Origin of the sequence: Jiella marina, from assembly GCF_024359545.1 — a bacterium.
Lineage (GTDB): Bacteria > Pseudomonadota > Alphaproteobacteria > Rhizobiales > Rhizobiaceae > Jiella.
This window is the reverse complement of the sequence record NZ_JAKQZG010000001.1, coordinates 466,937-483,212: the sequence shown is the minus strand read 5'-3', so window position 1 is coordinate 483,212 and position 16,276 is coordinate 466,937. Positions and strand designations below refer to the sequence as shown.

At 63.6% G+C, this 16,276-nt stretch carries 13 protein-coding genes and 1 tRNA gene; 7 read left to right on the top strand and 7 right to left on the bottom strand.

Features of this window, described 5'->3' with window-relative positions; genetic code table 11:
- The first annotated feature begins 35 nt into the window (after nt 1-35).
- The 7 genes from denD to MF134_RS02240 all read left to right on the top strand — a co-directional run bounded on the left by denD (nt 36) and on the right by MF134_RS02240 (nt 8,048).
- Entirely contained in the window at nt 36-1,019 is a 984-nt protein-coding gene (gene denD, locus MF134_RS02270; protein ID WP_255337758.1) for a D-erythronate dehydrogenase, read from the top strand.
- A 32-nt stretch (nt 1,020-1,051) separates the two neighbouring features.
- On the top strand, nt 1,052-2,314 hold the full coding sequence (gene otnK / locus MF134_RS02265; protein ID WP_255337757.1) for a 3-oxo-tetronate kinase: 1,263 nt from the start codon (nt 1,052-1,054) through the stop codon (nt 2,312-2,314).
- Complete coding sequence (gene otnC / locus MF134_RS02260; RefSeq protein WP_255337756.1) at nt 2,311-2,958, top strand: 3-oxo-tetronate 4-phosphate decarboxylase; 648 nt, start codon at nt 2,311-2,313, stop codon at nt 2,956-2,958. The genes otnK and otnC overlap by 4 nt, the downstream gene beginning before the upstream one ends.
- 2 nt (nt 2,959-2,960) lie before the next feature.
- A complete protein-coding gene (locus MF134_RS02255; protein WP_255338013.1) occupies nt 2,961-3,743 on the top strand; it encodes a hydroxypyruvate isomerase family protein in 783 nt (260 codons plus the stop codon).
- A 182-nt stretch (nt 3,744-3,925) separates the two neighbouring features.
- A complete protein-coding gene (locus MF134_RS02250) occupies nt 3,926-5,563 on the top strand; it encodes a hypothetical protein (protein ID WP_255337755.1) in 1,638 nt (545 codons plus the stop codon).
- Nucleotides 5,564-5,979: 416 nt separating this feature from the next.
- Nucleotides 5,980-7,386, top strand: coding sequence for a selenium-binding family protein (locus tag MF134_RS02245; protein WP_255337754.1), 1,407 nt, complete (start codon nt 5,980-5,982; stop codon nt 7,384-7,386).
- An 11-nt stretch (nt 7,387-7,397) separates the two neighbouring features.
- Nucleotides 7,398-8,048 carry a hypothetical protein gene (locus tag MF134_RS02240; protein ID WP_255337753.1) on the top strand — a complete coding sequence of 217 codons (651 nt, stop codon included), beginning with the start codon at nt 7,398-7,400 and terminating at the stop codon, nt 8,046-8,048.
- Nucleotides 8,049-8,078: 30 nt separating this feature from the next.
- Here the strand turns inward: MF134_RS02240 and MF134_RS02235 are convergent, their stop codons facing one another.
- From MF134_RS02235 to MF134_RS02205, 7 genes are all read right to left on the bottom strand, one after another.
- Nucleotides 8,079-9,020, bottom strand: coding sequence for a LysR family transcriptional regulator (locus MF134_RS02235; RefSeq protein ID WP_255337752.1), 942 nt, complete (start codon nt 9,018-9,020; stop codon nt 8,079-8,081).
- A gap of 152 nt (nt 9,021-9,172) precedes the next feature.
- The gene (gene ligD, locus MF134_RS02230; RefSeq protein ID WP_255337751.1) at nt 9,173-11,779 is read right to left on the bottom strand and encodes a DNA ligase D; all 2,607 of its coding nucleotides are present in this window, start codon (nt 11,777-11,779) and stop codon (nt 9,173-9,175) included.
- Between the two features lie 6 nt (nt 11,780-11,785).
- Nucleotides 11,786-12,709, bottom strand: a complete 924-nt coding sequence (gene ku, locus MF134_RS02225; RefSeq protein ID WP_255337750.1) for a non-homologous end joining protein Ku — start codon at nt 12,707-12,709, stop codon at nt 11,786-11,788.
- A 298-nt stretch (nt 12,710-13,007) separates the two neighbouring features.
- A tRNA-Glu gene (locus MF134_RS02220) sits at nt 13,008-13,083 on the bottom strand.
- Nucleotides 13,084-13,432: 349 nt separating this feature from the next.
- Nucleotides 13,433-14,437 (bottom strand): YcbK family protein, encoded by a 1,005-nt coding sequence (locus MF134_RS02215; RefSeq protein WP_255337749.1) that lies wholly within the window; start codon nt 14,435-14,437, stop codon nt 13,433-13,435.
- Nucleotides 14,438-14,711: 274 nt separating this feature from the next.
- Entirely contained in the window at nt 14,712-15,152 is a 441-nt protein-coding gene (locus tag MF134_RS02210; protein ID WP_255337748.1) for a VOC family protein, read from the bottom strand.
- A gap of 282 nt (nt 15,153-15,434) precedes the next feature.
- Nucleotides 15,435-15,989, bottom strand: coding sequence for a hypothetical protein (locus MF134_RS02205; protein ID WP_255337747.1), 555 nt, complete (start codon nt 15,987-15,989; stop codon nt 15,435-15,437).
- Nucleotides 15,990-16,276: the final 287 nt, after the last annotated feature.

Below are 16,276 nucleotides of genomic sequence, written 5' to 3'. Positions count from 1 at the left end.
TTGGGGAAAAGTGACCATCAAGGAGCGCTCAGAATATGAAAGTCCTTATCATTGGCGCGGCCGGCATGCTCGGACGCAAGCTTGCCGAGCGGCTGGCCGCAGATGGCCGGATCGGCGCCAGCCCAATCGGGACGATGCATCTCGTCGACGTGGTTTCCCCGCCGGTCAATGAGGGCAGACCGGCCGTCGAGACCGAGGTTGCCGATCTGTCGTCGCAAGGCACGGCCGAGAAGCTGATCGCCGCGCGTCCCGACGTGATCTTTCATCTGGCGGCCATCGTCTCCGGCGAAGCGGAGGCCGATTTCGAGAAGGGCTACCGGATCAATCTCGACGGCACGCGCGAACTGTTCGAAGCCGTTCGCCGCGCCCATGAGGCGGACGGCTACCGGCCCCGCCTGGTCTTCGCTTCCTCGATCGCCGTCTTCGGGGCGCCGTTCCCGGAGCGCATTCCGGATTCCTTCCATCTGACGCCGCTGACAAGCTACGGCACCCAGAAGGCCATCGGCGAACTGCTGCTGGCCGACTATTCGCGTCGGGGTTTCTTCGACGGCATCGGCCTGCGCCTGCCGACGATCTGCATTCGACCGGGCCAGCCGAACAAGGCGGCCTCAGGCTTTTTCTCGAACATCCTGCGCGAACCGATCAACGGCGAGGAGGCGGTTCTGCCGGTGGGCGAAGATGTGCGTCACTGGTTCGCAAGCCCGCGCGCGGCGGTCGAGTTCTTCATTCACGCCGCGACGCTCGATCTGGAGACAGTCGGGCCCCGGCGCAATCTGACCATGCCGGGTCTCGCCGCCACCGTCGGCGAAGAGATTGCGGCCCTGGAACGCATGGTCGGACCCGAAGCCGCCGGGCGCATCCGGCGCGAGCCGGACGCCACCATTGCCGGGATCGTCGCGGGCTGGCCGAGGGCTTTCGAGGCGCAGCGCGCCTGCGAACTCGGCTTTGAGGCCGAGACCGATTTCGACGAGATCATCCGCGTTTATCTGGAAGAAGAGGGCGGGGGCTCGGCGGTCTGAGCCTCGATTGAAGGAAACGAAAGGGCGCTCCCATGCTTCTTGGCTGCATCGGCGACGACTTCACCGGCTCCTCCGACCTTGCCAATACGCTGGCGAAGGGCGGGATGCGGGTGGTGCAGTATTGCGGGGTTCCGACCGGCCCGGCCGACCCGGCCGTGGAGGCAGGCGTCGTCGCGCTCAAGTCGCGCACCATTCCCGTCCATGAAGCGGTGGAGAAATCTCTGCGCGCGTTGGACTGGCTGGTCGCGCAGGGCTGCCGGCAATTCGTCTTCAAATATTGCTCGACCTTCGATTCGACGCCCCAAGGCAATATCGGTCCGGTGATCGACGCGCTGATGGAGCGGCTCGGCGCCGAGTCGACCATCGTCTGCCCGGCCTTTCCCGCCACCGGCCGCAGCATCTATCAGGGGCACCTCTTCGTGAAGGACAGGCTCCTCAGCGAGAGCGGCATGGAAAATCATCCGCTGACGCCGATGACCGATGCCGATCTGCGTCGGTGGCTGACGCCACAGACGAAACAGGGCGTCGGCCATGTGGCATCGGAAACGGTGTTTTCGGGGCCGGAGGCGATCCGAGAGGCCTTCGCCCGCGAGACCAGGGCCGGCCGGCCGGTCATCGTGGTCGACGCGATCCGCGACGATGATCTCTTCGCGATCGGCACGGCGGTGCGTGACATGGCGCTTGTCACCGGCGGCTCAGGCATTGCACTCGGTCTGCCGGCCAATCTGATCGATCCGGCGACCTTGAAAGAGCGCCGAACGCCCTGGCATGGTGATGGCGGACTTGCGGCGATCCTCTCGGGCTCCTGCTCGACCATGACGCGGGCGCAGGTCGAGCGCTACCGCGCCGACCATCCGTCCCTCGAGATCGACGCGGACAGGCTGATCGCCGGCGACCTGAAGCCGGAAGAGGTCGCGGACTGGGCGTCCTCGCAAGCCTCGAAGGCCGCCCCCCTGATCTATTCCTCCGCCGATCCCGAGACCGTCAAGGCGGCGCAGGAACGCCATGGCAAGGAGCGCGTGGCCTCGGCCATCGAAGGCTTCTTCGCCGAAATCGCACGGCAGCTCACGAGCACGGGCATTACCCGCCTCGTCGTGGCGGGCGGCGAGACGTCGGGCGCCGTCGTCGAGGGCCTGGGTCTGACGGCGCTCGAAATCGGCCCGGAAATCGCGGCCGGCGTCCCCGCCTTGAAGGCGAGCGACCGGCCGCTCTGGCTGACGCTGAAATCCGGAAATTTCGGCGCGGAGGACTTCTTTGCCGAAGCGCTCGCCGTCCTGAAGCGGAGGCCCGAATGAGCGAGATGGCCCGACTGCGCGAGTCGATGTGCGAATTCGCGCGTTCGCTCTTCGATCGCGGCCTGACCCATGGTTCGACCGGCAACATCTCGGTGCGGCTGGAAGATGGCGGAGCGCTCGTCTCGCCGACGGGCTCCTCCTTCGGCAAGCTCGATCCCGCTCGCCTCAGCCGGCTCGACAGGGACGGCAATCTCCTTGACGGAGACAAGCCGACCAAGGAAGTGCCGCTCCATCGCGCCTTCTACGAGACCCGCTCCACGGTCGGAGCGGTGGTCCATCTTCATTCTTGCCATTCGGTTGCGCTGTCGATGATGCCGGACGTCGATCCCAACGACATGCTGCCGCCACTGACGCCTTACGCGATCATGCAGCTCGGCAAGGTGAAGCTTCTGCCCTTCATCCTGCCAGGAGATCCGGCGATGGGCGATGCCATCCGCGGCCTTGCCGGCAAGCGCTCGGCCGTCATGCTCGCCAATCACGGGCCGGTGGTAGCGGGCAAGGATCTCGGCTCGGCGGTCAACGCCATGGAGGAGCTGGAGGCGACCGCGCGGCTTGCCCTGATCACCCGCGGTCTGGGTCCAAGGCTTCTGACCGGCGAAGAGGTGAGCCGGGTCGTGCGCCAATTCGATGTGGAGTGGGAGTGACCATGCGCTTTTCCGCCAATCTCGGCTTTCTCTGGACCGAACTCGCTCTGCCGGACGCGATCTGCCGCGCCAAGGCGGCCGGCTTCGACGCAGTCGAATGCCATTGGCCCTATGACGCGGATCGCGAGGCGGTGAAGGCGGCGCTCGCGGAGACTGGCCTGCCGATGCTGGGTCTCAACACGCGCAAAGGCTCGAAGGAGGGCGACTTTGGCCTGTCGGCCGTGCCCGGCCGCGAGGCGGAAGCCCGCTCGACCATCGACGAGGCGTTCGACTATGGCTCGGCGATCGGGGCTCAGGCGGTGCATGTCATGGCCGGCAAGACCAGCGATCCTCAAGCAGCCGACGTCTTCGACGCCAATCTCCTGTACGCTTGCGATCGCGCCCGCGACACCGGCATGATCGTCCTGCTCGAACCGCTCAATCCGCGCGATGCCGCCGGCTATTTCCTGATCGGTCTCGACAAGGCCGTTGCCATCATCGAACGGCTCGGCCGGCCGGAACTCAAGATCATGTTCGACTGCTACCACATGCAGATCACCGGCGGCGATCTCCTCGAACGCTTCAAGGCCCATCGCGCCCTGATCGGCCATGTGCAATTCGCTGCCGTCCCTTCACGCGCCGAGCCGGACGAGGGAGAGATTGCCTATCACCGACTGCTCCCGGCGCTCGCGGCCGCTGGCTACGCCGGGTCATTCGGCGCCGAGTACAAGCCACGCGGGGGCACAGATTCGGGCCTCGACTGGTTGAGAGATTTCCGAACGTCCCCCGGGACGGGGCGCGTTTAGCGACAGGGTCGCGGACGAGGGCGACGTCCGGCTGCCGACACACAAGCTCCATTTCGCGATGCCTTGCGTCAAAGCCTGCGCTCTCGCGCTCGCACAAGCCAGGGGTTTTGACGGCGGGGAGATTTCGTCTGTATCGCAAGATGCGGTATGGGCGGCCGTCGCTAATGTCATGAGTTCCGCAAATGTTTCGCGCCTTCCTGATCCTGACTTTGAGCCTTGCCGCCGCCGTATCGCCCGCTGGCGCGCAGACACTGCCGGATGTCGAACTGCTTCCGGAGACGAAACTCGGCCGGATACTCATGCCGAACGGCGTCCCCGTGGACTGGAGCCTTGGACAGCGAGCGCAGGGCCGGACGAAGTCCGACAGGCTGGACGACCTCATCGTCCTCGCTCCAGGCAATTCCGTCGGCTATTGCTCTGTCCTGGGGTGCATTCCGACGGGATCGCCGCAGGCGGCGGGAGACGGCCGCTGGCGGCACATGATTTCCTCTCTGCTAATCAGCTCCGAAACGCGCCTTCTCGATCCCGACAATCCGGCGGGCTCCGGCGCGGAGGCCCAGCAGAACACTTTGGGGATCGAGACCGTTGTCAATTCCGGTGCAGTTCGCCGCTGGTCGGCGAATACGAGCTATCGCAGGGGCGAAAACATCAAGATCTCTTTCGCCGACGGTCTGGGCGATCGCACCTACAGGGTGGAGGAGAGCGGCACGTCGGGAACCACGGCTCCCACCGACACGAGTGGTCAGATCTTTGCCGATGGAACGGTGAAGCTCAGATGGATCAACTACGGCGCCACCACGGCTCAGACATCGATCTACAACGCGGTCGTCTTCGCCAAAGGCGGGGGACCTGGCTGGGCGGCCGCCCACAATGTCGATCTGGAGTCCGGATATTCGTCACCCCTTGCCGTCAACCATGAGTTCGATTTCACCAACAACTCGGGAATGGATTGCGAGAGGGAATCGACCTGTACCGTGATCCTCATCACGCCGAAAGGCGCCACCACGTCCACCAACGCCATCGCGATCGGGACCAAGAACCAGCCGCGTTACAGGACGGTGGACGGTCGGAAGGTCGACGGCACCCCGGCTCTACGGGATGGTCTGTCCGTCTCCGCCGCACTCGATCAGTGGCCGGTTCGCCGAGCGGCGATCGCGGTCGCTGCCAATCATGCCCTCCGCGGGGTCGACGTGGGAACCAATATGGGAGTGGATGCGATCACCTTGGGGGAGGCCGCCTTCCGCAACAGCGCGAAGGCCATCTACGGCTTCTGGAACAAGGGCACCCAGTCAGGCGCAGGATTCCGGGACGACACGATGTCGCCGGTGGCGTTTCTGGCAAACGGTTCGAACCAGGTGGCCGCGTTCCGGACGACGGGCAACTCCTTGCGTGGCGTCGACGTTGCCGGAACGAACAGCGAGGCGGGAGTGCGCGCTGCCAGCAAGACACCCAGCGGCGTCTTGATCGAGGGTTCGAACAGCACCGCTGCGGTCAATGTCAGGAGTTCGACCCCCGTCGGCGTCAAGCTCGACGAAGGCACCTTCTCCTCCTATCAGATCGAAGGAAATGGCTTCAGCGTCGATGCAACGGGCGGGGTGTCGGGGGAAGCCGTCTCCTCTCTTGCCTTCTTCAAGTTCCTGAAGGCGGCCACGGTCGAGTCTCTGACGGCGGATTTTCCCTGCAACCGGGAGCGCAAAGGGGAAGTGCGCCGCGTCGATGGCGTCAGCAATCCGAACGCGTTTCGAGGGCGGCCCGTCGGAGGCGGCAAGGCCAGCAGCCTCGTCTACTGTGATGGGGCTGTGTGGCATATTTCCGGGTGATGGCTGACCGTGCTTCTTCGCCGCTCGGCACGTCGGCAGGCTTCATGCCTCGATCGACTCCGGTTGCTCGCTCAAGCCCGTGAATGCCTCCCTCATCGTTCCGTCGGATTTATTGGCGAAACGCATAAGTTGGATTTGCAAAAACAATTTGGCCCGGGATGACAGCTGCTCGTAACCTCCCTGAGTGGGAGGAGATCTGAAAAGCAGAGCATCCTGGCGGAGGCAAAGAGAGCCGGCAGAGAGTGCGGTCGTTTCACGATCGATCCTTCTGCCAACAAAGGCCCCAAAGATCGCCGAGGACCCTCTGCCGGAAGAGAAGGCACGTGTGAACTGTCAACGCGAGCCGTCTTTTCGCTTTCTCCTTCCGCTTGAAACGAATGCGCACGCCCAAGAACGGCGCTCGGGAGGAAAAGCACATGACCATCAGGCCTGATCCGACATTTCACGCCAACGCACGCCTCGCCATGGAGGCGCCGGCGGAAACGCTCGCCTACACGCTCATGCTGAGCCCGGACGGTTCCCAGCCCGACGGGCTGGCCGTCGTCGACGTCGATCCGAAGTCACCGGACTATGGCAAGATCGTTCATCAGGTGATCATGCCCTACAAGGGCGACGAGTTTCACCATTTCGGCTGGAACGCGTGCTCTTCGGCGCTGTCGCCGCTGTCCGGCCATGCGTTTCTCGAGCGGCGTTATCTGATCATCCCCGGCATCCGCTCGTCGCGGATCTATGTGATCGACGTGAAGGGCGGACCGAAGGCCGCGAAGATCCACAAGATCATCGAACCGGAGGAAATCTTTTCCAAGACCGGCTATTCACGGCCGCATACGGTCCATTGCGGGCCGGAGGGGATCTACATCTCGACGCTCGGCGGCGGTGGTGCGGATGGCACCGACGGACCGCCGGGGATGTTCCTGATGGACTGCGAGACCTTCGAGGTCATCGGCCGCTACGAGATGGATCGCGGCGTCCAGGACAAGCAGTATGATTTCTGGTGGAATCTGCCGCGCAACTACATGGTCTCCAGCGAATGGGGCCTGCCGCCGCAATATGAGAACGGTATCGTTCCGGAGGATCTCCTCGCCAACAAGTATGGCCACCGCCTGCATTTCTGGGATCTGCGCGAACGCCGCAACATCCAGACGGTCGATCTCGGGGCCAATCATCAGATGGCGCTGGAGGTGCGTCCCGCCCACGATCCGGTGAAGGAGTACGGCTTCTGCGGAGTCGTCGTCGACACCACCAATCTGGAGGGATCGATCTGGACCTGGTGGCGTGACAAGGACGGCAAGTTCCACGCCAAGAAGACCGCGACGATCCCGGCCGAGCCTGCCGATCCTTCCGATCTGCCGGATCTCCTGAAGGGATTCGGTGCCGTGCCGCCGCTGGTCACGGATATCGACCTCAGCCTCGACGACCGCTTCCTCTATGTCGCCTGCTGGGGCACCGGGGAATTGCGCCAGTACGACGTCACCGATCCGATGGAGCCGAAGCTGACCGGCTCGATCCATGTCGGCGGCATCGTGCGGCGCGAGGCGCATCCGAGCGGGCAGGTCTTTGCCGGCGGCCCGCAGATGCTGGAGATCAGCCGTGACGGACGCCGGGTCTACTGGACCAATTCCCTCTACTCGTCCTGGGACGACCAGTTCTATCCCGCCGGCGTGCCGGCTGCGATGGTGAAGGCCGACGTGGGCGAGAATGGCGGCATCACGCTCGACCCGGACTTCTTCATCGACTTCCCGAAGGGCTACCGCTCCCACCAGATCCGCCTTGAGGGCGGGGACTGCTCCACCGACAGCTTCTGCTATCCCTCGGTGAAGTAATGGATGCACAGATGACCGCGACGGCCCTTTGGTGGGCCGTCGTCGCGTCCGGTCTCTATCACGGCGTCAACCCGGGGATGGGCTGGCCGCTCGCTGTCTCGGCGGCGATGTTCGAACGGAATCGCACGGCGCTCATGAAGGCGGTCGCGATGCTGGGCATCGGGCATTTCCTGGCGACGGCTCTCGTCCTTGCGCCCTTCGCGCTACTGACGGCGTTGGTCGAGTGGGAACGGCCGATCCGGATCGTGAGCGGCATCTTCGTGTTCGCACTCGGAACCTGGGTCATGGTCACAAGGCGTCACCCGCGCTTTCTTGCGCGCGTCGCGCCGCAGCGTCTGATCTTCTGGTCCTTCCTCGTGGCGCTCGCTCATGGCGCGGCGTTGATGCTGGTGCCGATCTATCTTGGCCTGTGCACGGTGGAGGAGGGCGACACGGGCCACCAGGCTGCCTCGACCCTCATCAGCGGTGGGGCCGGGGAGGCGCTGGCGGTGGCGGGCGTCCACACCCTTGCGATGGTGATCGGCGGCGGCCTCTGCGCCGCTCTGGTTCATGCCTGGCTTGGCCTGAGAGTTCTCTCGAAGGCCTGGATCAATCTGGAAACCATCTGGGCCGGCAGCCTCATGGCTGTGGGCGCGCTCGCCGCGGTCGAGGCCGCCGTGTAGCCCTGGAGCGGAGCCCGCGATCCGGAGCGTTCAGGCGGACGCTTCGACGGCGGGGCGGACATGCTCCACCATTCGCTCGGCTGCGGCCGGCGCAGTTTCGCGCAGATAGCGGATGAACTGCCGGACCGGTTCGCCCTTCGCCGCGTTGGCGTTCCACACTGCGTCGAACTCGACGAGGAGCGGGTGGCCCTGCTTGTCGATGATTCCGCGGGCGCGATCCACCGAAGCGAGCTTCGAGGAGGGCAGGATCGCCGCGCCGATGCCAAGCGCCGCCCACTGCTCCAGAACCTGATAGCTCAGGGCCTCGCCCGGATACTCGTGAAGCGGACGACGGTGGCTGCGAAAAATGTTGCGAACGGTTCGCGTCAGTCCGCAGGCATCGGGAACCATCACGAAGACGTCGCCGGCAATCTCGTCGAAACGCACAGGAAGCGCGCCGCCTGGCAAGGGCTGCTCGCGGCCCTTGGGCACGTACATCAGAGTCTCGCGGTATAGGAACGCGCGATTGCGCTGTTCCTTTTTCGGCTCCGCCACACCGAAGATGAGGTCGAGTTCCTCCCGCTCGAGCATGGCATGAAGGTCCGCCATGTTCATTTCGTAGAAGATGAGGTCGATGTCGGGCGAACTCTCTCGGAAGGGTTCGATCAGGAGATCGAGGAACCGGGTGCTGAGGAGCGGCGACGTGCCGATCCTCACAGATCGGGGCTGAGGATGCCGCAGAGCCTCGGCTCGCCGGAGAAGATTCTCCTGTGCAGAAAGAACCCGCTCGATCTCGGGCATCAGTTTTGCCCCAAACGGGCTCAGCGACACGTGCCGTGTCGTGCGCAGGAAGAGCTTTTCGCCGAACTCCTCTTCCAGATAGGCGATGGCATTGGAGAGCGTCGGCTGGGTGACGGCACATTCTTCGGCCGCTCGCGTAAACGATCCCTGTCGCGCCAGCGCGCTCGCAAAGCGGAGTTGATTGAGATTCATTGCTGCACGAGCGCCATGTGTTTCCAAACCGCGCCACGCCGCAGGTGAGCCGGTCTCCCAGTCGGGCACGTCGTCGAAGCTTAATCCAGAGGCAGCGGCATCGCCAATGGCAGATTGGCCGAAAAGGCTGGGTGCCTGCGGACCGCGCGGCGCTACGCCCCAACCCTGGACAGCATGGGCTTGGTGATCGACTGGCGCAGTTCGCTGGCCTCTTCCCACGGGTCCGGATCGGCGAGACGCTCGATCACAGCGTCGATCGAAAACCCGTTGGCGGCGTCCAGCCCGCGCAACTCATCCCAGGAAACCGGACAGGCGACCGGCGCCCCCTTGCGCGAGCGCGTCGAATAAGGCGCGATTGCCGTCGAGCCGCGCTCGTTGCGCAGCCAGTCGATGAAGATCCGCCCCTTGCGCTTCGCCTTCGACATGGTGGCGGTGAAGCGCTGCGGCTCCTCCTCGGCAAAGCGTGCGGCAAGGCCCTTGGCAAAGCCCTTGAGTTCGTCCCAGCCCTGCCGCCGTTCCAGCGGCGCGATCACGTGGACGCCCTTGCCACCGGTGACCAGAGCGACGCTTGCAAGCCCCAGTTCGTCCAGCGCGGCGCGGACGTCGAACGCCGCATCGCGCACATCCTCAAAGCCGAGACCCTCGTCGGGATCGAGATCGAAGACCAGCCGGTCCGGCCTCTCGAGTCGGTCGCTGCGCGCGCCCCAGATATGGAATTCGAGCGCATTCATCTGCACCGCGCCGACGAGCCCCGGAACACTGTCGACGGTCAGATAGTCGGCTTTGGATCCGTCCTTTTCGGTCAGGGTGACCGAGCCGACTTCCTTGGGAAAGCCCTCCTTGGCGTGTTTTTGGAAGAAGCAGTGTTTCGCCGGTCCTTGCGGGCAGCGAACCAGGGAAAGGGGGCGCCCGGCGACATGCATGAGCATGCGCTCCCCGACCGCTTCGTAGTATTCAGCGAGCGCGCGTTTCGTGACGCCCTGATCGTTAAAGACCACCCGTTCGGGATGGCTCAGCCTGATGCCGGCAATGGTGACCGTGTCGTTCGAAGCCATGCGGCGCTCTCCTTTCGACGCATGTCTTGCCTCCGATCCCCTATGACCGCGGGTCTTTGCCTGATCGCCTCCTGAGTTCTCGGCATCGGTCGCCTCGGACGGCTTCTCGTCCACGACTGCCGAGGCCGCCTTGTCCTCTCGCAGGCCCTTGAAGACGCCGTGACGGATCTGGCCGTCGGCGGTGAATTCGGCAAAATCGATCTCGGCGACGAGATCCGGCGTCACATACCGGGCGCTTCGCGCGATGCTTCCCGGGAGGTCATCGAAGGGGGATGTCTTGCGCGCGCGGTCCTTGAAGCGCTCGGCGAGAGCGGTCAGCGTCTCCTCGTCGAAGCCGGTCCCGACGCGGCCGCGATAGGCGAGCTTGCCGTCTTTCGAGGGAACGCCCACCAGGATCGAGGAGAAGGCGCGCGCCTTCTTGTCGGATGGCGACCATCCGCCGATGACGAATTCCTGACGCCGGGTGCACTTGACCTTGAGCCAGTCCTTGCTCCGTCCGCCGCGATAGGGCGCATCGGCCCGCTTGGCGATGATGCCTTCATGCCCGTTCTCGCACACATTCGCGAAGACCTTCGGTCCGCTCCCGGTGACATCTTCGCTGAACAGCAGGACGTCGCCGTCGCCGGAACGGTCCATGAGTTCCCGCAGCACGTCCTTGCGTTCCTTGAGCGGCCGTTTCCGCAATTCCTCGCCATCGAGTTCCAGAATGTCGAAAACGAAGCAGGCGAGGGGACCGCCGTCGCTCAAATGGTTCTGCAGGGTGGAGAAATCGGTGCGTCCATTGTCATCGAAAGCCACGACCTCGCCATCGAGAAGCGCACTCTCGCAGTCGAGTTTCGACGCGGCGTCGGCGATCTGGCCGAACTTCTCCGTCCAGTCTTTCTTGTTGCGCGTCCAGCAGGTCGCCTTGCCACCGCCAACGGCCATCAGAACCCGATAGCCGTCGAACTTCATCTCGTTCAGCCACTCGCGCCCTTCCGGCGCCTCGTCGACCAGCGTCGCAAGCTGGAGTTCGCGAAAGGCCGGTCGGGCGCCGCTGGGCTTGCCGTCTTTGTTCTTGGGACGCTTCGGGGCGGGAGGCGTGGGATCGCTCTTCTTCTCCAGATCGACATCGTCGAGGCTTTTGCCGGACTTGGCGATCTGGCGCATGGTCCGACCGGAGCCGACGCTCTTGTCGGCTTTCAGAATATTGCGGCGCCGGTCGGCCGCCTCGTCGTTTTCCTTGATCAGCAGCCAGTTCTCGCGCTTTTCCTTGCCCTTCATCCGCACGAGCGCCCAGTCGCCCTGCAGTTTCTGACCGAAGAGCCGCATCTTCAGGCTCCCGCGTCGGAAGCCTTCGTCCGGGTCCTCGCGCGGCTCCCAACTGCCGGCGTCCCAGAGCATGACCGTGCCGCCGCCATATTGGCCTTCGGGAATCGTGCCCTCGAAGTCGCCATAGGAAAGGGGATGGTCTTCGGTGAGCACCGCAAGGCGCTTGTCAGAGGGGTCGAGGCTCGGGCCCTTGGTCACCGCCCAGCTCTTCAGCACCCCGTCCCACTCGACGCGGAAGTCGTAATGCAGACGGGTGGCGTCGTGCTTCTGGACACAGAAATAAAGACCGTCGCCTTGGCGATTTCCCTCACTGTCGCCTGACGGCTCGGCGGTCTTCGCGAAGTCGCGCTTCTGTCGATAGGTTTTGAGGAGTTGGTCGGCCCGGCTTGCCATGACGCCTCACGCGGATTTCTTGGCGTTCTTCGAGGAAGAGCTCTTGCGTGTCTTGCTCGACGAGCGGGAGGAGCTGGATCGCTTGCTCGACGACTGGCTCTTGCGCTCTCGCGACGGCGAGCCGTCATCGCCCTCCAGCGATTTCTTCAGAGACGCCATCAGATCGGACGCACCGCGGTTCTTGCCGCCCTTCGTCTGGCTGTCGTCCTCGGTGTCGCTCTGGCCGCCTGACGACTTGCCGCCGGACTTGCGCTTCGCCGCGATCAGCTGCTTCAGCGCTTCGGTGTAGTGGTTGGTATAGGCGCTCGCATCGAACGGGCCGGATTTCTTTTCGATCAGGGCTGTGGCGACCTCGAGAAGATCCTCTTCGGGCGGCTCGTCGGCAATGTCCTCGAAGATCGTCTTCGACTTGCGAATCTCCTCCTCGTAATGGAGCGTCTCCAGCAGGAGGCCGTTTCCGCAGGGACGCAGCGCGCAGAGATATTCCTTGCCGCGCAGTGTCAGCTGACCGAGACCGGTCTTTCGCGAAGTGCGCAGGGCATCACGAACCACGCGAAAGGCGTCTTCGGCGAGATCGTCCTGCGGGACGACGTAATAGGGCTTGTCGAAATAAAGCGGCGGGATGGAGTGCGTGTCGACGAACTGGACCAATTCGAACGTCTTCTTCGTCTCGAGCTTGATGTCATCGATCTCCTCGTCGCTGAGGAGGATGTACTCGTCCTTGCCGGTTTCATAGCCCTTGACGATCTCGTCGCCGTCGACGGGTCCGATGCCCGGCACGATCTTCTGATTCCGCACCCGCTTGCCGCTCTCGCGGTGGATCTGACGGAAGCTGACGGATGTGCCCGAGGTGGTTGCCGAATAGATCTCGACGGGAATCGAAACGAGCGAGAGGCGGACCTGACCTTTCCAGACGGGACGGGGCGCCATGCTCAAACCTCACTTCATACGCAGTTACAAGGCAGATCGCTCGAAGGCCCCTCAGGTCCTCTCTCAAAGCAACGCTACCACACGGTCAGAGAGCGCGATCGAGATTGGATCACAGGTCTCGCTCGACAGCTCAGCTCTACAGAAGCGTCTCTGCGCTGCCACGCGACGGCGACGCGCAATCTGCTCCTGTGTGCAAGCCAACAGAGTTCGGTGAGACTGAGGGGCCACCGCTCTCTGGGCTGATAACAGCCGGAGCAGGGGCCGGTTCCATTCCGACATCAAAATCAGGAATGGAGAGTGGTACGCCCAACGGGACTCGAACCCGTGTTTCCGCCGTGAAAGGGCGGCGTCCTAGACCGCTAGACGATGGGCGCGGCGGGGCGGTGTATACGGTGCTTCGTCTGGGATCGCAAGCGAGGATCGGCGGTTTTTCTGCATCAATTTCGTCGCGGCGATTTTCGGTCGCAGAGGCGCGGAGTTTTCGGGCCTGGCGATCATTGATCCGCCGCAGGAGGCACGGTTTTCAGCGCTTCGCACCGGCTTGCCCAAGCCATGCACTCGGGTATGGTTCTTTCGAAGTGGGCGCGAAACAGGCCGACTCGCCGTGCACTCTTGCCGCGATGCCACGTCATCGCGGGCGCAAACCGCCGAATGATGATCTTCGAACTCCGATTCGGCCACGAATGCCGAGATCTCATCCCCGCCCGTTGGAGAAGTGGCCCCCTACTTGCCGCGGCGGCGGCAGCGCCAGTTCCAGTCGCGCTTCGGGCCGACGTCGACGTGAATCGCCTGGGTATGGCAGTAGGTGCCCACACCGCCACGCCCTGGCAGCGAGCGGGCAAACGCCGCGACCTTGAAACGGTCGGCGCCCGGAATGATCAGATCCGCCGCCTTGCAGGACATGTGCTGGGAACGCTTGGCGCCGTTGACACGTCGGTTGTGGGTGGGGCTGCGATAGCCCGAGGTGATGACCACCTTGGTGCCGAATCGCTGCTCGATCGCCCGGATGTGCTGAACCAGCTTGGCCGGGAAACAGGAAGTCTGAACTTCCTCACGTGCGACCTTCAACCCGTTGGGCGCGAGGCGAGCAAATCCGCCGAGCGAAGCCACCTTGTAGGAGCTTACCACATCGTCGATCGCATCCTCATCATCGGCAGAGGCACGCTGACCGATTTCGAACAGGGAGGAGGGGTCGACACCCGGAAGATCGCTTCCGCCTTCGCTCGCCGCCTCGCGCTTCAGGATGACGCGACGGCTCTTGCTGCGCTCGGCATTCTTGATCGGGGTTCGGGCCTCGGAGCGTGCGAACAGGGAGGCGAAGAGGGATTTCTGCGGCTGGCCCGCGGAGTTCGACGAGGCCTGATCGCCCTCGCTCACCGTGCCGCCGGCATAGGCCGCGACCGGGCGTGCTTCGGTCAGGCGTTGATCGACAGGCTCGGGCTCTGCGGAGGGCTCGGCGGCGGCAACCTGTGTCGCCGAGGCGGCGGCGTCCGCGATCTGCGCGGCGGAGGCCTCCGTGTCGGCCGAAGCCGCAACGTCCGCGTCCCCGGAATTGGACGATGCAGCGTCGGCGAGTTCGGTTGTCGAAGTGGGAGAAAAGCCGAACGCCGTGGTGTCGTCGATCGCGGAAACGCAGGAACTCATCAGCGGAATCGCCGCAACCAGCATTCCTGCAAGGAGTTTGCGGCCGACATTTTCGACGGACGCGACCTGTTGATTGGTCGTCAAACTGCCACCCTCTCCGCGACGAACCTGCAACGGGCCCGTCTGCCCCCTTTTTCGCGGCATTCGCCGCTTATTTCATTTGCCGGGACAAATCGTAGAATGTGAACCCAGCGTCCCGCTTGCCGCCCCTTGGAAGCGTCGATCGGTCCTGATCCCCATCAAAGGCTGCGAGCCTGAACTCGCAGCCGGACCGATCCCGCTTCTTCCACTATTTCATTACATGGCTGAAATGTGGCCTAGGGAGAGTGCCGGACGATTGCCGGCCTTGCAAGTTCTTTTACCACGATCCGGTGTTTTCCATCGAAGCCCACGGTTCTGCCGGCTCCTTGGATTCGCCCTTTTGCAGAAGTTCGAAAGAAATGTTGTCCGGCGACTTTACGAAAGCCATGTGTCCATCGCGCGGTGGACGGTTGATCGTCACCCCGGCATCCATAAGTTTCTGACAAGTTTCGTAAATGTCGTCGACCTCGAAGGCGAGGTGGCCGAAGTTGCGCCCGCCGGTATACGTCTCGGGGTCCCAATTGAAGGTCAGCTCCATCAGTGGAGCCTTGGTCTCGGCCGCTTCGGGCATGTCAGCCGGGGCAGCCAGGAAAATCAACGTATAACGGCCCTTTTCGCTGTCCATGCGCCGGGTTTCGACGAGACCCAGCTTGTTGCAGTAAAAATCCAGCGACTCGTCGATGTCCGTAATTCTCACCATGGTGTGGAGATAACGCATCACTTACTCTCCCTGACTTATCAGTTCGTCGATGTCCCATAACGCCTTTCACCCGCGGTCGCGGGTTGCCTGTGAAACCTGGCTTCGTGCGTTGGAACGGTTGCGGGTTGTCCTGGCGAAATGAGGGTAGGGTGGCGCGGCGTTCCGCCAAGCCCGTCGGGGCGGGCGCGCTTCTTTGTAGCAGCCGTCGCGGTGTGCGGGCACAAAAAAGCGGGCGTCCCGAGGACGCCCGCTCCTAATAAAACCGTTTCGTAGTCCGGGGCAGGTGAGACCCCGCCGTGATTACATTGCCATCCGCGCGGCTTCGACGGCCTTCATGCAGGCCTCTTCGTTACCGGCGTCCAGAGCGTCCTGTGCGGCCGCAAGGTGCTCGGACACCATTTCATTGTTGTTCTGGCCGGAGTCCGGGCTGGTAGAAGCCGTGGTCATCTCGGCATCGTCCGAGGCGGCGCTCGCCTGGTCCTGAGACGACTCGCTGTCAGCCTGAATACCGCCGGCGGCCTTTTCCATGGCTGCTGCCGGCTCGATCCCCGTCAATTCGCGCGTGGCGCCTTCCTTCTTGGTCGGATCAAGTGGCGTGTCCTGGTTCATGGCCACATCACCATGCCCGGCCGCAGCGTCCTGATCGTAGTCGGCAGGCGTCTTGTCCGCAGGCATCTTGCCGCTCTGCGAGTCCTGAGAGGTCATCCCGTCGGTCTGCGTTGCGGCCGACTGCATCTGGCTGCCGCCGTCACGAAGGGCGGAAAGCTCCGAGGCGCAGTCCGCCAGAGCGGTGCCGGAAGCGAAGGTCGCAGCGGCGATGGTGGCGGCGGAAGCGAAAATCTTGAACTGTTTCATAGCGTTTTCTCCCTTGTTGTGCGTTGTGGTGTTCCGCCGGTGAAAGTCGTGACCCGGCCGATTGTTCCCCAATTTCTGGGGCCGGTCACCTTTGGCCATCGTCTGTGCGCAGTCTGAGGATCATCCTTACGCAAGCGTTTTGTAGTCATTAGTGTTTCCGCTCATCCACCGTGGCGTGATCTGTGCTTGCGACGGTTACGCATCCGTACGATTTCTATTTGAATAAGCACTTTTCCGCTGCGGCCCCTTGCCCGACATGGCACAGTTAATGCTAAGATTTGTTCTCG